The sequence below is a fragment of the Altericista sp. CCNU0014 genome (assembly GCF_044923475.1).
In the GTDB taxonomy this organism is placed as follows: Bacteria; Cyanobacteriota; Cyanobacteriia; order Thermosynechococcales; family Thermosynechococcaceae; genus JAAURS01.
Genome location: NZ_CP137338.1, coordinates 3,504,365 through 3,524,989 on the forward strand (window position 1 = coordinate 3,504,365; position 20,625 = coordinate 3,524,989).

Sequence of the window (20,625 nt, forward strand, 5' to 3'; positions counted from 1 at the left end):
CTTAAGATGCCCATCATTGACCTGACACTATGCATATAAACGCATATTTTTCAGAATTTGCGATGTAGGATAATCGGTTAGTGTCCCTAGTTTTTCGCCACAGATTTGAGACGGTCATGCTTGGTATGGTCACGCTGTAAGACCAAGAAGAAAATGGTCAAACAACTGTCTTCATTGGGGAACGCACCAATTTCATCGGACTTGTTCCTAAACTCTCGAAACAATCGTTCGAGCGCATTAGTGGTTCGGACGAGTGGATATAAGGATGGGTTCAAATCATAGAAATTAAAGGTCAAAACAATATCTCTCAAAAAGGAGCGGATGGCATTAGGTTCAACAGACTGCCAAGTCTCGACAAAGACCACCAATCGCTCAATGGCTTCCATCCAATCATCGGTTTTATAGATGTCATAGGCGTCAGTCTTAATCTGGGTATAGCGAAGCTTCTTTGCTTCTGGAAGGTCTAGGGTCTGACCTTGCGCATCTTGGATGGATAAATTCTCATAGCCCAGATGACGCAGCATTGCCCTGATTTTATGAGTGATGCACAGTTGATGCTGGGCCTGAGGTACCCAGGCTTTGAGCACAGCGGGCAATCCATTGGTCCCATCACTGACGACAACCTCAACCCCATCAAGCTTCAATCCACGCTCCTGTAAACCCTTGAAAAAAGACTCCCAGGCGAATTGAGATTCACTCTCGGCAATCTCATAGTGCAAGATTTCACGAGTGCCATCTGGATAAATGGCCATTGCCACTAAAACAACCCGTTCTTCGGCTTGACGCAAGGCGCGCACATGTCCAGCTTGGTCTTCAAAGGTTTCCCCGCTTGCATATTGAATTCTCACCCAAACACCATCGACAAGCAAAATGGGTACAGCAGTGGTAATTTTTGCCGTGCGCCGTTGATTCATCTGCTGTTGAGCGGCTTCTGTGATTCGGTTGATGGCATTGACCGATAATACAGCCCCGAGTAATGGATAGAGCGCTTCTTGCAAGTCTCGCAAGGACAGGCCCATGACATACAGACTTAGACAAAAGTTTAATAGACTGCCAAGGCCCCGTTGATAGCGCCCCAAGATTTGCCAGTCTCGGTCTCTGTTCCCATGGCGCAGCTTGGGTACCGACAAGGATTCGATGCGCCCGTATTCGCTATCAAGGACTCGCTTGAAGTAGCCAGACCGACGAGGTCGTTCTCCCGCAAGCTGATTGAGATGCTCTTGTAATTCTTCGCACAGAGCTGCTTCTAAGACGCTTTGCGTAACCCCCAGAACCTCTGTATTCAGTTTTTCCTGTAGGACTTCGTTCAACTCTGGATATGGATTTTGGGTTTGAACCCGCAGTATTTGGGCTTTGCGTGTGACGATATCCATTCTCTGTTGGCCTGAATCTCTTATCCTCAGACCTTTTCACGCTTTGGCCTCTATGGCGAAAAACTCAGGACACTAACGATAATCGCGCCGGGCTAGGCAGGAAAGTGAATTACCCGACGTTCACCTGAGTACAGGTAGAACGCGGGCTTCCCAGCTCAACCGCAACAGCCTCGACAGTAGTGGATTTGCGTCCATACCGCTTTGGTCTTACATCGCGTCCTTGGGCAGTAGCGCTGATTCCCAACGCCAAGATCCGTAAGCCTTCATTTCTGATATTGATGGCTGCATTCACATCTCGGTCATGACGCTCATGACAATAAGGGCATTCAAACGACCGAACAGACAAATCCATCTTTGGAACTGGCAGCAACGTCAAATGACACAAGTGTGACGATGGGAAAAATCGCCCAATCTCTAGGTAGATTTTTCCGTCAAATTCAGCCTTGTATTTGAGCATGGTACAAAATGTCGCCCAACCTGCATCGCTGATTGCTTTAGCAAGATTGTGATTTTGGACCATATTTTTGACTGCCAGGTTTTCTACAACAATAACTTGGTTCTCGTTCACTGTCTTACGGGACAGCTTGTGTAGAAAATCAGCGCGCACTCTCGCAATTTTAGAATGCACTTTTGCCACTGCAAGTTTTGCTTTGCGCCGCTTGTTCGTGGTTTTATCCTTTTTACGGGATAGTTTGCGCTGTTTACGTTTTAAGTTGCGCTCATGTTTTTGCAGATGCCTGGGATTCTGATATTTTGAGCCGTCTGATGTGACAGCAAAATCAATTAACCCCAAATCAATCCCAATCGCCTTCCCTTCACTACTGGGTTCTGGCTTTTCAATGCCATCCTCAACCAATAGAGAAGCGTAATAGCGACCATCTGGCATTCTGGATATCGTCACCGTTCTCAGCTTCCCGGAAACATCGCGATGCACCTTAGCCTTTACAGTCCCTAGATTTCCAGGAAACTTAATTTCAGTTTGGCTGAGCACTTTGACATTTGCGGGATATTGCAGGGATTGACGATCAAACTTACTTTTGAAGGTTGGGTATTGGGCTCGACCATCAAAGAAGTTGATGAATGCCTGAGACAAATTCAAAACGGATTGCTGAAGACATTGAGAATAACAAGTTTTCAACCAATCATGCTCAGCCTTCCACAACGGAATTTGTTTCTTCATGTCAAAGGCAGAAACCCCTTTCCCCGTCTCTTTATAGGTCAAGGATATGACTGCAAGAGACTGGTTCCAGACCCAACGAACACACCCAAAGGCTTGAGCCAAATGAGCTTGCTGTGCATCTGTGGGATAAAGCCTGATCTTCACTGCTTTCAACATATTCACATATTATCACACTCATTAAATTGCGATAATATAAAAATAAGTGATTTTGCGAGACATTATTTGTTCGTCTCGGCACTGTTACCTTCTCTCGCCTCCGGCATTGCTCAGGCAACGTACCTCGACTCACGCGTCTCTCATCCCGTCGCTCGCCTGGATACAGGTAGAGCGCGGGGCTTCCCGCCTACAAGCTAAACAAACAGTTCGTCCACGGCAAGGCGCTTGCCATTGTCTGAAGAGGGTTCGGGAGAGGCGAGCTTGGCTGCGGGCTCGGCGATCGTCTCTCCAGCATGGACGGTTTCGCTGAGTTCGCGGGCGGCGTGATAGTTGTCCAAATCGCCACTTTCAAAGAACAGCTTGGTGGCCGTTCGCAGGTGGGCGATCGCCTGTTGTTTTTGTCCCGAGTTGGCATAGGCAGACCCTAACTGCATGTAAGCTTGGGCGTAGTTAGGATTGACGCGTAGCGCTTCGGTGTAGGCTGCAATCGCATCTTTGAATTCTCCGCGTTTTTCTAGCTCTAACCCGCGACGGTAGTAGCTTTCTTCTAACGTACTTTCTAAAAGCTCCGACTGCTTTTTGACCAGCATTGCCGACTGCGCTTCAAGGCTACCGATTTGGGACTGAAGCTGAGCCAGCGTGTTGTGAACCTCTTCGATTTTGTTGTTTGTGGTATTAAGCTGGATCATTAAGATGCGATCGGTGCCTGCAAGCGCTTCAGCGTCTTGCTTCACTACTTGCAGGTTTTGGTCCTGACACTCAATGGTGAGCATGATCTGCCGCTGGAGATCGGACTGCATGCGCTGGCGATTGACAAAGCTGAGTGCGGCAGCCAAGGAAAGCGGCAGCGTTGATAGCATGACGGCACTCTGACCCGTGGCGATCGCCGCGCCAACAGCTCCTGCGATGGATGCACCCTCTAGCCAACCCAACCAACTGGTCTGGGTCTTATTGTTCTCTTCGTTTTGAGACATAACCATTTCTCGATATCCTTAGTACAGATCGGCCAACAAAATGAAAGAATGGGCGTCTTATCGTGCCAACGGCGCAGATTCAACCTACCCAAGAATTGCTCGAATTAATCCAACCACCGGCGACATCAACTTGTATTCATCGGTGGGTAAATACTTGCCCATCACGTTCGGCCATACCTGGCAGGCCACCTGAGCGGGTCTCTCAACGCCAAACGCTTTGATAATCGTGCGATGCCAGAGCAGCAGCCCTTCGCGCAGGAAATCCAAGTCGTTAAACAACATCGCTGCCGACGCAACCCGCAAAATGTGCTTCTGATCGCGCTTGAAAAAGTTAGAGACGTCTTTGGTCCCTTTGAAAAGAGAACTCCCATCAGAGTTCTTAACCTGACTGTGCAGATCTTCTAACAGAAAAGCCTCATTATCTCTGACGGTTTTGTAAGCCCGAGCGCGCTGGTCAGCCGTTTGCAAATAATCTTTTAAGAACTGAAGTTCCTCGGCGGTCGCGTATCGGCCATCCGCGTCAAGAGCAAGGCGGGAAAGTTGTGTCAACATAATGTATCCAAAAATAGGGGGCAAAAAGTTTTGACTTTATATGCTATTCAGACTGCGAGAGAATCTTAGAAACCTCTCCCTGAGTATCTTTGAGCTGGCTGATCATAGAGCGCGTAATGAGCTTGCCTGTCTCGACCAGTACCGTGCCGTAGATCGGGTGCAAAATATCCTGCTCGGCTCGTTGACCGATGAGGGACTCAATGTCTTCCACCTCAGTGACATACATCCCAGCAGGTAGCTCGACAACCACGCCCTCTCCCACAACGCGAGCTTGACAGGCCAACCGAGAGTTCTTTTTGCAGGTCGTAATGACCTCAAGGGTGCGCTGCTCCCGACGGCTCATCGGAGAAAGCTGCTCCATCCCATCGGTGATAAAAATGTGGCAAGTCGCGCACATTCCGCGCCCGCCGCATTCCTGGGAAACTTTTAAATCTTTTTTTATGAGCAGAGAAAGAAGATTATCGTTCGTTTCAACGGCAGTTTCTTCGTTGATAGAGTTAATTTTGACAGTTTTAGCCACAACTTCAGCCCCTTACATCCATGTTGATAAGTCTCGAAAAGCCAACGCCTAATAATCAGACGCTAACGCGGCGCTCTACCTGCCCCTGACACAGCCGATCCATAATAGCGGCGTGGTCGTGATTTTCTTGAAGCCAAGCCTCAGCCCGCCTGACTCGATCGGGCAGACCCAGGACAAAATGATTGCACTCGGCACCCATCGATTCGCAGGTGGTCTGGATGCAGTGAAGTTTCTGCCCCGTCAATCCGCTAAAGAAAGAGCTGAGCAACCCGGATTCTACAAAACACTTGGGTTTGCCGATGCTAGGGCTGCTTTTTGCAAAAGCAGAATTCCAAACCTTAACGACGATGAAACCTTGCTGGTAGAAATCAAAATCAAGATCGATTTTGCCCCAACCGTGGGTTTTCCAGCTTTGCTTGAGACATTGCAAAAACTCGATCATCTCAATATCTGCGATCGGCTTTTGATGGTGCTGGCTCACTTCTTCAGCGAAGCGTCGGTAGAAGGTTTTCCCCCACCAAGCACCGCATTTGTACAAAACAGACTCGGAGGCGGCTCCGACTTCTTCGGCTAACCCTTCGTAGATCGCGCGAAGCAAAGCGTCTGGCAGTGCCAGCAGACGGGCACCATCTCGGTTTTCAATCAGACCAGCCTCTAGGTCGCCCTGAAGGTATACATCAGGGGCAAAGTAATTGCTGGGAAGATGGGATTCTCTAACTAACTCTTTGACTGAAATCATTAAAATACTTCCTTGTAGGGTTTGCCCAGAAGGACTAGGCGGACTTTTGCAGGGCAGGCTTTGCGTTTAGGAGAACGGCGTAGGCGTCTTCGAGATAAGGCTTAATGAGGGCCAACTGCTCTGGAGACAGGCTGCTTTTGAGTTGGGCCTGAATCAACCGGTACAGCGCCAGCTCGATATCGCGAAGTTGGTACGCGTCCACAAGTTCCGGCAACCATTCCAAAATGCGGCGGCTCAGGTATTCCGAGTTGTTCGTCAGCATTGCCATCGAGGCATACCGCAAAATTGAGAGCCAGTGAAGAACGGCGCGCTCCAATAACTTGGGGTCTGCGCTGAGAAATTCTTCGGTAAGGTAGTCGGCGGCAGGCTGCAGGATGGACAGTTCGCGATCGCGCAGGTACTCGTACGCTTCAATGCGATCGCCTAGAGCCTTAACATCCTTATTAAATCGATCCAAGTCGGCATCACTGAGATAGTGATCGTCCGCTGCGTAAATTAAAGATTGCAGTGCAGTATCCATTCCCGTTGCTTTATCCTAAAACAAGTCCGATAGGTCATTGAGGCTGAGTTCAGGCACTTTGGCTTGGCTGACATTCAGCTGGGGCACCGCGCCAATATGAGGACGCCCTTCCCACGAAAAATAGCTAAAGAACGACTGAACCGGCAGCAAATAAGAAAGGTCTTGCGGTGTTTCAGTATGGGTTTGAAACTCTAGCAAGCGTCCGTCCCAAGCAATATTGGAAAAGAAGCCGCGAACGCTCAGTTGTCTCCAATCCAGCAGTTCTGCCGTTTTGCTGGAGGAAGCCAATGCCGTTTCGCTACGCCAGGGAACTGAACCTAAAAATGTTCCAACTTTTATCGTCAGCCAATCCGCAGCAATGGTCATCCGAGGTACTCCCCGTGCTGGAGTCGTTTCTCAATGTCGCGAGCCGTTGCGCCTTCGGTTTGCCAGAAGGTGGCAGAATCGATGCGGTCCTGTTTGCCTAGGAGAAATTTACAGTAGGTTTCGCCCATGGCATAGCACTGAATCTCAATGCAGTTGAGCTGCTTTTGAATCAGACCGCTAAAAAAACCAGAGAATAAACCTGCATAAATGTGACAGACGGGCTTGCCCACATCGCCTAAGGTTCGAGCAACGGCGGAGTCAAAGACATTGATGAACATAAAACCATTCTTTTGTTCGTCTAGGTCCACTTCCCAGTTTCCCCACCCTTGGCTGGCAAACGGCCACCACCAGGTTTCTAAAATAAAGGACAGGCTAGATTGCTTGACGTCGAAGCCGAATTCCTTAAAAAACCAAATCTTAAACGCTTCGGCATCTCTTTGTCCCCACTGTCGCCCCATGCTGTACATCACAACAGAAGAGGCATTCCCGACTTCTTCTTCTAGTCCTTCAATCAGGGCCACAATGAAATCTTCTCCTGCAAAAATATTGCGAGAGTCGTTCCAGTCGATGACGCTTCCAGTTTCGGGCTTAAAAGAAAAGAAGTCGCTGAAGCGGTAGTGGTGGTGGCGTTGAGGGTACTTCTTCTTCAGAAGGTGATCGACCGTCAAAGAGTAGTCGAGGAGGGGGCTAGGTTGTTCAGAGGTTGTCAAAATCACAGTAAATGTCCCCCCGATGGATTGTCGTGTGCCATAAATTCAGCCTGGTTAGCAGTGGATTCAACGTTGGGCGATCGTCGTGTCTACGTTATTCTCAATATGCCCACCTGCCTGAACGAATGAGTCATCGAAGCACTCAGTAGTTCTACGGATTTTCGATCGACCTTCGCCCCAATCGTTGCATTTTTGTTGAAACCGTGCTGAATCTGGCTAGCGCTGCATTCCCAGCTTTGGTAAACTCGTATTTCTCACGCTGGGTTGAGGTGAGATCTGAAAAAGAGGGCAAAGATGCGTTAGGGCGATCGGAGCAAAAGTTTTCATCATGACAAATGATGGAGTGCGAGAATGGAATGGGCTTAATGAAATACGGATGCATTTTTTGAAGGTCTGATTGTAAAGTCTGGATAGGATTGCCTCCGAATCGGTTGCACCAGCCTCTCAAAGCGCAAATGTTGCGAATACCCCAAATTTTTCTGAAGGACTCCCCCTAGGTTTTGATTCAATATGAGTTTGTCTAATAAGCTTTCTCCCATGGCGAGCTACTACGTGCGGCGTTTGATCCAGTCGTCCAGAGAGCTTCTGCTACAAACGACGGCAGACTCAGCCCTGTCGCAAATCATTACGCTCGAACCGGAGGAGATCCTCAATCGCTTGGTTGCAGACTCTTCAGAGCATTTCCAACGAATCAACAACTTAGAAATTTTGGCTCGCGCCTATCAGAATCTATCTTCGGAAGGAAAACACCCGCAGCAACTTCAGGAAGTTGAAAAGCAGATTGTACGTCTGTTGGGATTTCCAGATTCTGCCAGTACAGCACTGCAAGACAGCCCTCAGCGCGTGGCCGTCTCCGAAGGCTTTGTCCGCAGAGAATTTACCGTTGCTAAAGTTGTTGAAATCCTAAAAGCTTTATTGAAATGCGGCGAACAATATTTAGGGCCGAGGATTTCAAAGGATTACTTCGTAAGTTCTTGCCCTCAGTCGCTGCAGCAGAACGGTTTTTCTTTCCAAGAAGATTTTCAGCTCAAAGTCAGTCGTTCGATGACGGATACGTTGCAAGAATCGGAAGTAGAAGACTTTAAGGAATGGATAAAGGCATACATTAATCGATGTTCTAATATCATTCACGGATTCGATAATTTAGTCAATCAAGAGCATCTCGCGTACTGCTCTATTTCAAGGCAAGAGATACAACTGGCTCAATAGATCTGAACGCAATAAATCTTGTCTTTACCTGACTTTTTGAAATACTATTGCGGTTAAATATGGAAGATATTCTATATAGAGGCTTTAAGTATTTATATCGCTACAATGGCTGGATTGTTTGGAATCTATTTTTAGCATTTATTCCGCTCTTCATCAGCTTTTTACTATTCCGAAAATCTTGGGCTTTAAAGTACTTCAGTACTGCTTCGCCAGCAGCTTCTTTGACGGCCTCCCAACGCGCGTCCAAACCCCACAGATCGGCGATGTGGTGGGTTTTCTTTGCCGTTTATGCCGCGTTTTTACCCAATGCGCCCTATGTATTGACAGACATCATTCATTTAATTCAGGCAACTTGGGCGACACCTTCCGTGTGGGTTATTACATTGTTTTATATCCCGCTGCATTTGGGAGCGATTACCCTTGGTTTTGAAGCTTACGTGATTTCCTCGATCAACCAAGGCGCTTATCTGCGCCGGATAGGATTGCAAAAGTATATTTTCGCAGCCGAGCTGTTGACGCACTTTTTATGTTCTGTAGGAATTTATTTAGGACGCTTTTTAAGATTTAATAGCTGGGATCTGGTGACTGACCCGCATAATATCATCCTAGCAACGCTGAATGACTTGACGGGCAAGCGCCCCGCGATCGTGGTGCTAGCAACAGCGTTTATTCTGGCAATTTTTTATTGGATAATGAAGCAAGTCACCATCGGTCTTTTACTGCGAGCGAGAGAGCTTCGCAAAGGCAAGCATACCTTCGATTGACCCCATGGCCTTGTGCCCTAGACCGTAAAGCTCGTTTCGGCTCCTTGAGCTGCTTGCCAACTGCGGGCATCGTAATAGAGGTCTTCCAGCGTAATGCCGTACAAGACAGACTTGAGATGTTGCCCCAACCGCTTCCAAACGGCGGCTGCAACCCAGTCTTCAGCATTGGCGAGGGCATCTTGGGCTGCAATGGGAAATGGCTCGTCCCATTCGCCGATCGCCTCTAAAATTTGGCCCAGGGAAATCTGGGCGGGCGATCGCGCCAGTCGATATCCGCCTTGAGCGCCCCGCACCGATTGCACGATCTCAGCTTTTCTCAGCTCGATCAGCAGCTTCTCGAGATAAGGAGCGGGCAGAGACTGACGCAGCGCAATATCGGTCACAGAAGCGGGACCGTAGCGGGGTTGAAGGCTGAGGTCTAGGAGTGCCTTGACGCTATAATGCCCGCGGGTGGTTAGCTTCATGTAGATTGCGCTGGCGATATGAAAGAATGATGGTAGGTGGGTAGCAGACTGAACCCAAAATCGGCTAAAGTCAGGCATCCGTCTGTTTCCGTCCTTTTTATTGTAAAGCTTTAACCTTGAGCGATCTTCCTTTGTCCATGTCAGACTCTTTTCGTCGTACTAAGATTGTTGCGACCGTCGGCCCCGCTATTTCAACGCCAGAAATGCTGAGAGCCGTGATTGAAGCAGGCGCTACGACCCTGCGCCTCAACTTTTCCCACGGTTCTCACGAAGACCATAAGTCTTCGATTCGGCTCATTCGCCAGCTCTCCTACGAACTCAACCGCCCCGTCGCAATTTTGCAGGATTTGCAAGGTCCGAAAATTCGGCTGGGTAAGTTTGCCGACGGGCCGATTTCGCTCCAAAAAGGCGATCGCTTTATCTTGACCAGTCGAGATGTGCCGGGCACCCAAACCATCAGTTCCGTCACCTATCCGCCTCTGGCAGAAGAAGTGCCCAACGGTGCGATCATTATGCTCGACGACGGTCGCGTCGAGATGAAGGTGGAGGAGGTCAAGCCTGCGGAGGGCGAACTCCACTGTCGGGTCGTCGTGGGAGGACCCCTGTCAAATGCAAAGGGCGTGAATTTCCCTGGGGTGTATTTATCGATCAAGGCGCTGACGGACAAAGATCGCCGGGACTTGGTTTTCGGGCTGGATCAAGGGGTGGACTGGATTGCCCTCAGCTTCGTGCGCAATCCTGAAGATGTGATTGAAATCAAAGAACTGATTGCGGCAGCGGGCAAGTCTACACCCGTGATCGCGAAGATTGAGAAGCACGAGGCGATCGAGCAGATGGAAGAGATTCTGCGCCTGTGCGATGGGGTCATGGTGGCGCGGGGAGACTTGGGGGTGGAGCTGCCTGCCGAGGACGTTCCCATGCTGCAAAAACGCCTGATTGCTACGGCCAATCGCTTGGGGATTCCGGTCATTACCGCCACCCAGATGCTGGACAGCATGGTGAATAGCCCCCGTCCGACACGGGCTGAAATCTCCGATGTGGCCAACGCTATCTTGGATGGCACCGATGCGGTCATGCTTTCCAACGAAGCGGCGGTGGGTAAGTACCCCGTCGAGGCGGTGGCGACGATGGCACGGATTGCGGAGCGCATCGATCAAGAGCGTCACCTCTGGCCTAACTGGATGACAGAAACGCCTTCGGAGCGATCGATTCCCAACGCCATCAGCGCGGCGGTCGGTCAAATTGCGGTACAGCTCGGTGCAAAGGCCATTTTGAGCTTGACTAAGACCGGAGCAACGGCTCGGAACGTCTCGAAATTTCGGCCCAATATTCCAATTTTGGCCGTCACGCCCCACGTCGAAATTGCGCGGCAGCTCCAGATGGTATGGGGGGTGCAACCGCTGTTGGTGCTGAATCTGCCCTCTGTGCGTCAAACCTTCCAAGCGTCGATTAATGCAGCCCTAGAGAAAGGCTTTGTCAAGGAAGGGGACTTAGTGGTCATGACGGCGGGAACGCTGCAAAATGTATCCGGCTCGACGGATTTGCTGAAGGTGGAGATGGTCACTGCCGTGATGGGGCAAGGGGTCGGGATCGGCCAAGGGGCCATCAGCGGTCGCGCTCGCATTGCCAACGGTCCAAACAGCCTCAAAAACTTTAACGTCGGCGAAATCTTGGTGGCGTCGTTCACCGAGGCGGTCCATGTAGATGCCATTCGCAAGGCGGGGGCCATTATTACCGAAGATGGCGATCGCAACGGTCATGCGGCTGTACTCGGTTTGCGCTTAGGAATCCCCGTTATTGTTGGGGTAGATGGCGCAACCGAATTGATCCGAGACGGCACGATCTTGACCCTGGATATTCCCAAAGGGCTGGTCTACTCCGGCAGCTTCGATAACTATCAAAAAGTTTCAACGCTTTTAGTTTAGGTCAGATGATTGAGGCGACATGAAGCTACTGCAAGCTACTGAATAGAGGTCATGGCGAATACAACCCATCACCTGAACCAGAGGCCTAATCTTTGACGACATTTCAGGAGAAAACAGCGATGGTACAACGTTTTGCGACCACAGCAAGGCCAGAAAATTCAATGGGTGAAGTCCGCGTCAAAGTAAAACTCACCAATGCGATTGATGAAGCCCTCATTCGTCGCGGCCTGTTGAACCCTGACCTTTTGCGCACCTGCGAAACCGAAGCACTCATCGAAACCGGAGCCGTGAGAACCGTTTTACCTAAGGCAATCATGGCGCAACTCGGCCTTAACATTCGCAACCAACAAATCGCCCAATTTGCCAATGGCACCGAAGAATCCGTAGGCGTAACCGAACCCGTCCTCATCGAGATTGCAGGCCGAGAAACCACCGAAGCCACCCTCGTGACAGGCAAAACCGTCCTCATCGGCCAGACCGTTCTAGAAACCCTCGATTTGCTGGTCGATTGTAAAAATCAGCGCCTCATCCCCAACCCCGAACATCCCAACTATTCCGTCCTCAGAATTTAGTCTCGACATTTTCTGCAAACATCCCCTCAGCACCCTGACAGAATGAGTGCCTTCCTCAAAAAAGTCCGCACTCTTCGACTGACAGCTTGAGGACTATGGCACAATAGAGCGGGTGAACTGGGACAGAGGCCGTCATGACAAAATTCGTGTTTGTAACCGGAGGCGTCGTTTCCAGCATTGGAAAGGGAATCGTGGCCTCTAGTTTAGGGCGGTTGCTCAAGTCTCGAAACTATTCGGTTTCGATTTTGAAGTTAGACCCTTACATTAATGTCGACCCCGGCACCATGAGTCCTTTCCAGCACGGGGAGGTTTTTGTGACCGACGACGGAGCAGAAACGGACCTCGACCTAGGCCACTACGAACGCTTTACGGATACCGCCATGTCTCGCCTCAACAGCGTGACGACGGGTTCGATTTACCAGTCGGTGCTGAATAAAGAGCGGCGGGGCGACTATAACGGCGGTACGGTCCAGGTGATCCCCCACATCACCAATGAAATTAAAGAGCGGATTTTCCGGGTGGCGCACGATACCACGCCAGACGTCCTCATTACTGAAATTGGCGGCACGGTGGGGGATATCGAATCCCTCCCATTTTTGGAAGCCATTCGCCAGTTCCGCAAGGATGTGGGACGGCAAAACATTTTGTACATGCACGTCACGCTCATTCCCTGGATTCCAGCGGCAGGGGAAATGAAAACCAAGCCAACCCAACACTCTGTCAAAGAACTCCGTTCCATTGGGATTCAGCCTGACGTACTGGTGTGCCGCTGCGATCGCCCCCTCTACCCCGGCATCAAAGATAAGCTCTCGGAATTTTGCGACGTACCCGTCAAGTCCGTCATCACCTGTCAGGATGCCAGCAGCATCTACGAAGTGCCGCTCATTTTAGAGCGGGAAGGTTTAGCGCAGCAGGTTTTGAATCAGCTCAACATGGAAGATCGGCAACCCGACCTAACCCAGTGGCAGATCTTGGTCGATCGGCTCCACCAGCCGACAAAGCGAGCCGATATTGCGATCGTTGGAAAATACGTGCGGCTCTCGGATGCTTACCTTTCCGTGGTGGAGTCGCTGCACCACGCATCCCTAGCGGCAGGGGTTGCAGTAACCTTACATTGGATTAACTCGGAAGAGATTGAAGAAAAGGGAGCCGATCCATTTTTAGATCGGATGCACGGCATTATCGTGCCGGGCGGGTTTGGAGTGCGCGGGGTGGATGGCAAAATTGAAGCCATTCGCTACGCTCGCGAGCGCCGCATTCCATTCCTGGGGCTGTGTCTGGGAATGCAGTGCTCGGTAATTGAGTGGGCGCGCAACCTGGGTGGGTTTCCCGATGCTCACAGCGCTGAATTCGACCCCGATACGCCCAACCCAGTCATTAACCTCTTGCCCGAACAGCAGGATGTGGTGGACTTGGGCGGTACGATGCGCCTCGGACTCTATCCCTGCAAAATTTTGCCAGACTCCTTGGCAGAGCGTCTCTATCAAGAGCCAGTCATTTACGAGCGCCACCGACACCGCTATGAATTTAACAACGCCTACCGCAGCCCCTTTTTAGAATCGGGTTATCTCATTAGCGGCACCTCTCCAGATGGAAGACTCGTGGAAATGATCGAGCGACCCGATCATCCCTTCTTTATTGCCACCCAGTTCCACCCCGAATTTTTATCTCGCCCCAACACGCCTCATCCGCTGTTCCGAGGGTTTATGCAGGCCGTCCTCCGTCAGGATGAAATGGCATTGGAGAAACAGGACGACGAGCTCGATCGCGAACCGATTGCAGCCTATTCTCTGCCAAGCTAAAATCTAACAACTTCTGCAGTCTCGACCCAAAAATTCGCTACACCGCAGCGCTCTGCAAAAGGTTGTGTCCTGCATCGAGGGAAGCTTGTCGTTGGCGTAGCCCCGAGCCTGTCGTCGGCGTTGGGGTGAGGCTCTTTTCAGCTTTGTCAGTCAGCGATCCTGCAACACCCTCTGAATCCCCATGATTTACTCACAAAGATTTACGAAACTGAGGTGTACTCTAGAGAGCAGTGCTCAGCCCTATAGGCAAAAACACTACCTTTAGCGTCAACGAACCGTCGAGGCCAGACCATCGGGTCGCCTCAGTTACAATCCGCTCGTGGGTCATCAGGACGATATTCAAAGGGTATTATTTTGATGCAGGAGACGATCGAGCCATGACGCCATACCGCAAAGACAAGCCCGAGATGGGACTAGAACGACAAATTCAAGGCATTCAAGTGCGGTTGAATGCACTGCGGCAAAATGCTGAGAGTGTGTCGGTTCCGTCTCGGACTTTGCTGGAAGAAGCGATCGCCGACCTGAACAGCACTTTAGAAGAGTTGCAAGCGACGGCAGAGGAATTATCTCAGCAAAATATAGAATTGCTAGCCACGCGCCAAGACTTAGAAGCCGAGCGCCAGCGCTACCGAACTTTATTCGAGCTGGCTCCTGACGCCTACTTGGTCACGGATGCCAAAGGCATCATTCAAGCAGCAAACTGCGCGTCAGAGATTCTATTTCAGCTCCATCGCGATTTGCTGGTCGGCAAACTCCTGGTCATGTTTGTCCCCCCAGCAGGACGCCCGTTGTTTCGAACCCAACTAGAGCGATTGACGGAATTAGTCTCCCAAGACTCCACCCAGACTGCCGAGACCGGGGAGAACGATCGAGGAAGTTGTACCACACTGGTTCGACATCTGAGTCAAGATTGGGAAATGCAATTCCAACCGAGGAAGGGTCAAACTTTTTCTGCCGCGCTCTCGATTTGTGCCAAATACGAACCGGACAGCAGAGCAATTTCCAGCATTCATTGGCTGATTCGAGACATCAGCGATCGCAAGCGAGCTGAGGAAACGCTGAAACAGTCAAACCAGCAGTTGGAAACCCGCGTTACCCAACGCACCGGAGAACTGAGCCAAGTCAATACCCAACTGCAACTGGAACTGAGCGATCGCAAACGCGCCCAGCTTGCCCTGCTGCAAAGCGAAGAACTGTTTCGCAATGCCTTCGCCTTTGCCGTCAATGGTTTAGCCCTAGTCGGACTCGACCGTCACTTTTTGCGAGTCAACCCATCTTTGTGCAGGTTATTGGGTTATACAGAAACAGAATTACTGACCATGACCTCGGACCAACTCATCGAAGATTCTGAAGCGGAACGGCAACGCAGTGAATTAAATCAGCTCGTATTAGGGGAAGTGCAAAGCATTCAAACCGAGCGACGCTATTTTCACAAGCTTGGCTATCCCCTGTGGATCGTCGCTAGTACCTCCTTAGTTCGCGACTTCCAAAGCGAACCGCTTTATTTTGTCAAGCAAATGCAAGATGTTACCGAACGTCGCATCGCCGAACAGGTCAAAACCGATTTCATTGCGATCGCGAGCCACGAATTGAGAACGCCCCTCGCCTCCATTCGCGGATCCTTAGGACTTCTCGCCTCTGGAAACCTCGACACCAAGGCGGAATCGTCCAAACAGATGTTAAGCGTAGCCGCGCTCGAATCCGAACGCCTCGTGCGGCTGGTCGACGATATCCTTTCCCTCGACCGTCTAGAAGCGCAAAAATTACCACTAGAAAGGCAACTCTGCCGCGCAGCCGATTTAATGAATCGAGCGACTCAATCCGTACAATCCCTTGCAGAAGAGCGTAATATTGCCATAACCCTCATTCCAAATGAAATTGAAGTTTGGGTCGATCCAGATCGAATCATTCAGGTCCTTATCAATCTCTTGAACAACGCCATTAAATTTTCACCGCCCCAGAGTAGCGTTGCCTTAGGGGTTCAAACCCAAACGGAGCAAGTCTTGTTTCAAGTTCGAGATCGGGGGAGAGGTATTCCTGCCAGCAAAACAGAAGCTATCTTCGGACGCTTTCAACAGGTTGACAGTTCAGATACCCGTCAGATAGGCGGAACCGGGTTAGGCTTAGCCATTTGCCGGACTATCGTGCAGCAGCATGGCGGGCACATTTGGGTTGAAAGCATCGAAGGAGAAGGAAGCACATTCTACTTCACGTTGCCGATTATGTAGGTGTTTCATGTCTAGCAAACGGATTCTGCTCATTGATGACGAAAAAAGCATTAGCCTAGTGATTCAAGTGAGTCTCAGCCAGTTAGCCCATTGGAACGTGTTGACGGCCAACACGAGTGCCGACGGATTGCGCCAAGCCGAAGCAGAAAAGCCCGACGCCATTCTCCTGGATTTGATGATGCCTGAGATGGACGGATTTACCGTCCTCAAAAAACTCAAAGAAAATCCCGAAACGTCCGATATCCCAGTGATTCTATTGACGGCTAAGGTGCAGCCTATGGGTTACGACCAATCAGAACAGTTGGAGCTTGCAGGCATTCTCACCAAACCCTTCGATCCGCTAACCCTTGCCGATCGAATTGCTGAAATTCTAGATTGGCAATGTTAGTCAATACCCGTAGCACAGTGCGGTAGACTGAGGCGGTACCCCATACTGTGAACGGTTTCGATCGTATCTTCAGAGGCTCCAGCCGCTTTGAGTTTCTGGCGCAACCCTCGGATGTGAACTTTCACGGTATGTTCCTCGGGCGGCGACTCTAGGGACCAAACGCGTTCGATCATTACGCTCCGACTCAGAACTCGACGACCGTTTCGCAAGAGCAGTTCCAAAAGCCCGTACTCTTTGGGCGTTAAGTGAACCGGAGACTCCCCATAGTGGACTTCGTAGGTGCTGGGATTGAGGCGCAGATCGCCCCATTCTAAGATAGGCAATCCGGTTATGCTACCCCGTCGCAGTAAGGCGCGGATCCGAGCAAACAGCTTTTGTAAATCGACGGGCTTCACCACGTAGTCATCGGCCCCGACGTCTAGTCCGGTGACTTCATCGCTGATGGTGTCGCAGGCCGTCAGCATCAGGATGGGCAACGTGTGACCGTGCGATCGCAGCCGATGGCACAGGCTAATGCCATCGAGTTCGGGTAGCATGACATCAAGCAAAATCAAGTCGTACTCTAGCGCTTTGACTCGGTACCATCCAGATTCTCCATCGGTCGCGATATCCACCACATAACGCTGATCCGTTAGGGCTTCTGCTAGCGTCTCTGCAAGGCGCTCATCGTCTTCAACGAGAAGGATCCTCATGGTAAGAGGCTGAGAAAGGGTTAAAACATGAGGCTTGGCAGTTATGGCCCGCCTCGACCTATTTTGTCGAGGCGGCAAGGATGACTCATCTTCACGATTTTACGAGAAATTGACCCTCTACAAACGTCGCGCTTGGCTCGTTTGGGGCGCGGGAGATCGGGATGATGGAGGAGATGGCCTTGGGGGTGGGTGGGACAGCCTACCGCTACCCTCGTTCGAGCGGAAGAGTCTCAAGATTTGTTACTTATGCGGATTCTTTCCGATTTCTTTCCGGTTTCCTAACCGTTTTCCTTACGGGTGACGTGGGATTCTCAATTCAGTCAGATCGAAAACTTAAGGAGATCTACAGTGTCCATTCCTTTATTAGAATACGCACCCGCCTCCCGAAATCATCGCGTGGAAGGGTTTGAGGTACCAGGGGACGAGCAGGCTCGGATTTTTACAACCGAAAACAAACTCGCGGGTTCGGCCATGGACGAGCTGATTGCGGCGGCTTATCGCCAGATTTATAACGAACAACAGATGTTGAGTCGCCACCGTCAAGAGGGTTTAGAGTCTCGGTTGCGGTCCGGTCAAATTACAGTCAAGGAATTTATTCGAGGCTTAGTTCTCTCGGATTCCTTTCGACGGCTGACTTACGACAGCAATAATAACTACCGCTTTGTCGAGATTTGCATTCAGCGCGTTTTGGGTCGCAACGCCTACAGCAATCGCGAAAAACTGGCCCGGTCGATCGTGCTAGCCACCGAAGGGTTGCAGGGGTTTGTCGAGAGCTTGCTCAACAGCGACGAATACCGGGATGCGTTTGGAGATAATACCGTTCCCTACCAACGACGGCGCATTCTACCCCAGCGGAGCAAAGGGGAAACGACCTTTGCCCACACGGCACGGTACGGCACTGACTATCGGGATAAATTGCCGAAGCCTAACTTGCAGGCATTATTTGGAGCTGGCTTCACAGGCCCATCCATGTCTTCTACGCGTTGGGCCTGGCAAAAAAATCCACCCCAGGGTTTGGTGCAAGCGGGCAGGGCAATTACCTTTGGGGGAGCGGCCTTTATCGTATTGCTGTTTCTGGCCGTGCTGCTGGGCTTCTAAAGGGTATTCTCGAATGGGTCCCGTAGACTCTTCTGGGGGAGTACCGCTGCGCTTGGCTCGTGCTTTTATCGATCTCTACCATGAGTGGGACAAATTCAATCCTCGTTGCAATGAGCTTGGGCGTTCTGGGCCTAGCGGCTGCATTCCTGTACTTCAAGCAGGAATTGGCACGGCGGCGCAGCGCTGAAATGCTCCTGCTCCAGCAAACCCAGCGGGAACGCTTGGTTGCAGAAATCGCCCAACACATTCGGCGCTCTCTCGATCTCGACGAGATTCTAGCAACGACGGTTGAAGAAGTTCGGCGCTTTCTGCAAGCCGATCGCGTCTTAATTTATCGCTTGTGGGACGACGGGACGGGCAGCGCCATTCACGAAACGGCGCTCTCTCCCTATCCTAGCGTTTTAGGCCAAACCTTTCCCGAGGAGGTTTTTCCGCTGGCCTATCACCAAGCCTATGCCTCAGGGAAAACCCGCGCCATTCCAGATGTCGATCGGGCCGATGTGGAAGCTTGTCTGGCTGATTTTGTGAAGCAGTTGGGCGTTCGGGCCAAGTTGGTGGTGCCCATCATTCAAGAAAATCGGAACGACGCATCCAGCGGTAATGCAGCCGCTGCCGATTCTAAGCCCTATCTCTGGGGACTGTTAATCGCCCATCAGTGCAGCCGTCCGCGCCAGTGGGACGACTGGGAGGTAGAGCTGATGAAGCAACTGGCAACGCAAGTGGCGATCGCCATTCAACAGTCGGAACTCTACAATCGACTTCAGCAGCTCAATACCGAGCTAGAACAGCGGGTGGGGCAGCGGACGGCAGAACTGGCCACTGCTAATGAAACGCTCCGAGCCGAGATTGCAGAACGGCAGCGCACCGAACATGCGTTGCGCCACACCAACAATACGCTGCAAGCCTTAATCGCGGCTTCTCCCCGCGCCATTGTGATGCTAGATCGCGAAAGTAGAGTCAAGATTTGGAACCCGGCAGCGGAGCGGATATTCGGCTGGACCGAGGCTGAAGTCATTGATCGCCCCAATCCCCTCCACCTCGCCAATCGAGAATCGGACTATGCTACCTTACATGCCAGCGTTCTCCAGGGGGCTATCTACAACCGTCTGGAGTTTTGCCAACCTAAAAAAGACGGCACGCTCATCGACATCATTTTCTCCGCCGCCCCTCTCCCCGACAGCGAAGGAGACATTAACGGCGTAGTGGCAGTGATTGCCGACATTACCGAACACAAGCAGCGGGACGAGCAACTGCGTCTCCTCCAGTCCGTCGTGGTCAACACCAACGATGCGGTGATTATCACAGAAGCGGAACCCGTCGACGCGCCCGGGCCTCGGATTCTCTACGTCAACGAAGCCTTTACCCGAATTACGGGCTACCGAGCTGAAGAAGTATTGGGTCAAACCCCCCGCCTCCTGCAAGGTCCCAAAACCGACCTCGCAGAACTCCAACGAGTCCGCACTGCCCTAGCGCGCTGGGAACCTGTGACCGTGGAGGTCATTAACTATCGCAAAGATGGTTCCGAATTTTGGAACGAATTTAGCCTGGTTCCCGTAGCCGATCGCAAAGGGTGGTACACCCATTGGATTGCCGTACAGCGGGACACGACCGGACGCAAACGGGTGGATGAAATCCGCCTAGCTCTAGAACGCGAGAAGGAATTGAGCGCCTTAAAAATCCGCTTCTTTTCGATGGCCTCCCACGAATTTCGCACCCCATTGAGTACCGTCCTCGCCGCCGCTCAAGTACTCGAAAACTCCCAAGCTGAGTGGGACAACACCGAAAAACGATTGCGGAACCTGCACCGGATTCAAGATTCCGTCAGGAACATGGTGCAATTGCTAGACGATATTTTGACTATCAATCGCGCCGAAACCGGGAATCTGGCCTTCAATCCTAAACCCCTCAATCTGGAACTGTACTGCCGTCATTTTGTCGATGAAATGACCCTAAATATTGACGCCCGCCATACGCTTACCTTTACCTGTCAGGGAACTGCCATCCCGATCTGCTTGGATGAAAAACTGTTGCGCTCTATTCTGTCAAATCTGCTGTCCAACGCCATTAAATACTCGCCCAAGGGCGGCAATGTCGAACTCTCGCTAGCGTATCAGCCGGAAAATGTATTGCTGCAAGTTCGGGATCGAGGCATTGGCATCCCGCCGGAGGATCGAAAGCATTTGTTCGAACCCTTCCATCGCGGTAAAAACGTCCGCTCGATTTCAGGCACCGGATTGGGTTTGGTCGTGGTCAAAAAATGCGTGGACTTACATCAAGGCACGATCCATTTCACCAGCGAAGTAGACGCGGGCACCACTTGCTGGATCGTTCTGCCTCTGCAAACTTCCAATGCGCCTGCCATCCCCAATCCCATCAACAACGCTAGCAATTAG

At 51.1% G+C, this 20,625-nt stretch carries 21 protein-coding genes; 9 read left to right on the forward strand and 12 right to left on the reverse strand.

Features of this window, described 5'->3' with window-relative positions:
- Window positions 1-86: 86 nt before the first annotated feature.
- From R6H26_RS16700 to R6H26_RS16740, 9 genes are all read right to left on the reverse strand, one after another.
- Window positions 87-1,373, reverse strand: a complete 1,287-nt coding sequence (locus R6H26_RS16700; protein ID WP_404783412.1) for a transposase — start codon at window positions 1,371-1,373, stop codon at window positions 87-89.
- Window positions 1,374-1,482: 109 nt separating this feature from the next.
- Window positions 1,483-2,709 carry an RNA-guided endonuclease InsQ/TnpB family protein gene (locus R6H26_RS16705; RefSeq protein WP_404783167.1) on the reverse strand — a complete coding sequence of 409 codons (1,227 nt, stop codon included), beginning with the start codon at window positions 2,707-2,709 and terminating at the stop codon, window positions 1,483-1,485.
- Window positions 2,710-2,903: 194 nt separating this feature from the next.
- Window positions 2,904-3,683, reverse strand: a complete 780-nt coding sequence (locus R6H26_RS16710) for a tetratricopeptide repeat protein (RefSeq protein ID WP_404783899.1) — start codon at window positions 3,681-3,683, stop codon at window positions 2,904-2,906.
- Window positions 3,684-3,767: 84 nt separating this feature from the next.
- Complete coding sequence (locus R6H26_RS16715; RefSeq protein WP_404783901.1) at window positions 3,768-4,235, reverse strand: allophycocyanin; 468 nt, start codon at window positions 4,233-4,235, stop codon at window positions 3,768-3,770.
- Window positions 4,236-4,278: 43 nt separating this feature from the next.
- Window positions 4,279-4,755 (reverse strand): 2Fe-2S iron-sulfur cluster-binding protein, encoded by a 477-nt coding sequence (locus tag R6H26_RS16720; protein WP_404783903.1) that lies wholly within the window; start codon window positions 4,753-4,755, stop codon window positions 4,279-4,281.
- Window positions 4,756-4,810: 55 nt separating this feature from the next.
- Window positions 4,811-5,494: a V4R domain-containing protein gene (locus tag R6H26_RS16725; protein ID WP_404783905.1), complete on the reverse strand. Its 684-nt coding sequence runs from the start codon at window positions 5,492-5,494 to the stop codon at window positions 4,811-4,813.
- A gap of 34 nt (window positions 5,495-5,528) precedes the next feature.
- The gene (locus tag R6H26_RS16730; protein ID WP_404783906.1) at window positions 5,529-6,014 is read right to left on the reverse strand and encodes a phycobilisome protein; all 486 of its coding nucleotides are present in this window, start codon (window positions 6,012-6,014) and stop codon (window positions 5,529-5,531) included.
- 15 nt (window positions 6,015-6,029) lie between these two features.
- On the reverse strand, window positions 6,030-6,380 hold the full coding sequence (locus R6H26_RS16735; protein WP_404783908.1) for a hypothetical protein: 351 nt from the start codon (window positions 6,378-6,380) through the stop codon (window positions 6,030-6,032).
- Window positions 6,377-7,090, reverse strand: a complete 714-nt coding sequence (locus R6H26_RS16740; protein ID WP_404783910.1) for a V4R domain-containing protein — start codon at window positions 7,088-7,090, stop codon at window positions 6,377-6,379. The genes R6H26_RS16735 and R6H26_RS16740 overlap by 4 nt, the downstream gene beginning before the upstream one ends.
- Window positions 7,091-7,600: 510 nt before the next feature.
- Between R6H26_RS16740 and R6H26_RS16745 the strand changes: the two genes are divergently transcribed.
- Window positions 7,601-8,299, forward strand: coding sequence for a hypothetical protein (locus tag R6H26_RS16745; RefSeq protein WP_404783911.1), 699 nt, complete (start codon window positions 7,601-7,603; stop codon window positions 8,297-8,299).
- Window positions 8,300-8,358: 59 nt separating this feature from the next.
- Window positions 8,359-9,063 carry a DUF1361 domain-containing protein gene (locus R6H26_RS16750; RefSeq protein WP_404783913.1) on the forward strand — a complete coding sequence of 235 codons (705 nt, stop codon included), beginning with the start codon at window positions 8,359-8,361 and terminating at the stop codon, window positions 9,061-9,063.
- 17 nt (window positions 9,064-9,080) lie between these two features.
- Here the strand turns inward: R6H26_RS16750 and R6H26_RS16755 are convergent, their stop codons facing one another.
- A complete protein-coding gene (locus tag R6H26_RS16755) occupies window positions 9,081-9,527 on the reverse strand; it encodes an Rrf2 family transcriptional regulator (protein ID WP_404783915.1) in 447 nt (148 codons plus the stop codon).
- Window positions 9,528-9,664: 137 nt separating this feature from the next.
- Here R6H26_RS16755 and pyk point away from each other — a divergent pair, with 137 nt between their 5' ends.
- The 3 genes from pyk (at window position 9,665) to R6H26_RS16770 (ending at window position 13,826) form a co-directional block, all read left to right on the forward strand.
- Complete coding sequence (pyk, locus tag R6H26_RS16760; RefSeq protein WP_404783916.1) at window positions 9,665-11,452, forward strand: pyruvate kinase; 1,788 nt, start codon at window positions 9,665-9,667, stop codon at window positions 11,450-11,452.
- Window positions 11,453-11,571: 119 nt separating this feature from the next.
- Window positions 11,572-12,024, forward strand: coding sequence for a retroviral-like aspartic protease family protein (locus R6H26_RS16765; RefSeq protein WP_404783918.1), 453 nt, complete (start codon window positions 11,572-11,574; stop codon window positions 12,022-12,024).
- A gap of 134 nt (window positions 12,025-12,158) precedes the next feature.
- Complete coding sequence (locus R6H26_RS16770) at window positions 12,159-13,826, forward strand: CTP synthase (RefSeq protein ID WP_404783919.1); 1,668 nt, start codon at window positions 12,159-12,161, stop codon at window positions 13,824-13,826.
- Between the two features lie 220 nt (window positions 13,827-14,046).
- Here the strand turns inward: R6H26_RS16770 and R6H26_RS16775 are convergent, their stop codons facing one another.
- Window positions 14,047-14,169, reverse strand: a complete 123-nt coding sequence (locus R6H26_RS16775; RefSeq protein WP_404783921.1) for a hypothetical protein — start codon at window positions 14,167-14,169, stop codon at window positions 14,047-14,049.
- Window positions 14,170-14,203: 34 nt separating this feature from the next.
- Here R6H26_RS16775 and R6H26_RS16780 point away from each other — a divergent pair, with 34 nt between their 5' ends.
- Both R6H26_RS16780 and R6H26_RS16785 read left to right on the forward strand, forming a co-directional pair.
- Window positions 14,204-16,054, forward strand: a complete 1,851-nt coding sequence (locus tag R6H26_RS16780; protein ID WP_404783923.1) for a PAS domain S-box protein — start codon at window positions 14,204-14,206, stop codon at window positions 16,052-16,054.
- Between the two features lie 7 nt (window positions 16,055-16,061).
- Entirely contained in the window at window positions 16,062-16,442 is a 381-nt protein-coding gene (locus tag R6H26_RS16785) for a response regulator (protein WP_404783925.1), read from the forward strand.
- Here R6H26_RS16785 and R6H26_RS16790 read toward each other — a convergent pair.
- On the reverse strand, window positions 16,439-17,134 hold the full coding sequence (locus tag R6H26_RS16790; RefSeq protein WP_404783927.1) for a response regulator transcription factor: 696 nt from the start codon (window positions 17,132-17,134) through the stop codon (window positions 16,439-16,441). The genes R6H26_RS16785 and R6H26_RS16790 overlap by 4 nt on opposite strands.
- Window positions 17,135-17,482: 348 nt before the next feature.
- Here R6H26_RS16790 and R6H26_RS16795 point away from each other — a divergent pair, with 348 nt between their 5' ends.
- Together R6H26_RS16795 and R6H26_RS16800 are read left to right on the forward strand one after the other, a co-directional pair.
- Window positions 17,483-18,232: a phycobilisome rod-core linker polypeptide gene (locus tag R6H26_RS16795; RefSeq protein WP_404783929.1), complete on the forward strand. Its 750-nt coding sequence runs from the start codon at window positions 17,483-17,485 to the stop codon at window positions 18,230-18,232.
- An 80-nt stretch (window positions 18,233-18,312) separates the two neighbouring features.
- The gene (locus R6H26_RS16800) at window positions 18,313-20,625 is read left to right on the forward strand and encodes a PAS domain S-box protein (protein WP_404783930.1); all 2,313 of its coding nucleotides are present in this window, start codon (window positions 18,313-18,315) and stop codon (window positions 20,623-20,625) included.

Bases quoted from the DNA above. Each gene is read 5' to 3' on its own strand.
- R6H26_RS16730 (WP_404783906.1), bottom strand. From the start codon at position 6,014: ATGGATACTGCACTGCAATCTTTAATTTACGCAGCGGACGATCACTAT.
- R6H26_RS16750 (WP_404783913.1), top strand. From the start codon at position 8,359: ATGGAAGATATTCTATATAGAGGCTTTAAGTATTTATATCGCTACAAT.
- R6H26_RS16765 (WP_404783918.1), top strand. From the start codon at position 11,572: ATGGTACAACGTTTTGCGACCACAGCAAGGCCAGAAAATTCAATGGGT.
- R6H26_RS16780 (WP_404783923.1), top strand. From the start codon at position 14,204: ATGACGCCATACCGCAAAGACAAGCCCGAGATGGGACTAGAACGACAA.
- R6H26_RS16800 (WP_404783930.1), top strand. From the start codon at position 18,313: ATGAGTGGGACAAATTCAATCCTCGTTGCAATGAGCTTGGGCGTTCTG.
- R6H26_RS16705 (WP_404783167.1), bottom strand. From the start codon at position 2,709: ATGTTGAAAGCAGTGAAGATCAGGCTTTATCCCACAGATGCACAGCAA.
- R6H26_RS16755 (WP_404783915.1), bottom strand. From the start codon at position 9,527: ATGAAGCTAACCACCCGCGGGCATTATAGCGTCAAGGCACTCCTAGAC.
- R6H26_RS16770 (WP_404783919.1), top strand. From the start codon at position 12,159: ATGACAAAATTCGTGTTTGTAACCGGAGGCGTCGTTTCCAGCATTGGA.
- R6H26_RS16785 (WP_404783925.1), top strand. From the start codon at position 16,062: ATGTCTAGCAAACGGATTCTGCTCATTGATGACGAAAAAAGCATTAGC.
- R6H26_RS16735 (WP_404783908.1), bottom strand. From the start codon at position 6,380: ATGACCATTGCTGCGGATTGGCTGACGATAAAAGTTGGAACATTTTTA.
- R6H26_RS16790 (WP_404783927.1), bottom strand. From the start codon at position 17,134: ATGAGGATCCTTCTCGTTGAAGACGATGAGCGCCTTGCAGAGACGCTA.
- R6H26_RS16745 (WP_404783911.1), top strand. From the start codon at position 7,601: ATGAGTTTGTCTAATAAGCTTTCTCCCATGGCGAGCTACTACGTGCGG.
- pyk (WP_404783916.1), top strand. From the start codon at position 9,665: ATGTCAGACTCTTTTCGTCGTACTAAGATTGTTGCGACCGTCGGCCCC.
- R6H26_RS16710 (WP_404783899.1), bottom strand. From the start codon at position 3,683: ATGTCTCAAAACGAAGAGAACAATAAGACCCAGACCAGTTGGTTGGGT.
- R6H26_RS16725 (WP_404783905.1), bottom strand. From the start codon at position 5,494: ATGATTTCAGTCAAAGAGTTAGTTAGAGAATCCCATCTTCCCAGCAAT.
- R6H26_RS16700 (WP_404783412.1), bottom strand. From the start codon at position 1,373: ATGGATATCGTCACACGCAAAGCCCAAATACTGCGGGTTCAAACCCAA.
- R6H26_RS16715 (WP_404783901.1), bottom strand. From the start codon at position 4,235: ATGTTGACACAACTTTCCCGCCTTGCTCTTGACGCGGATGGCCGATAC.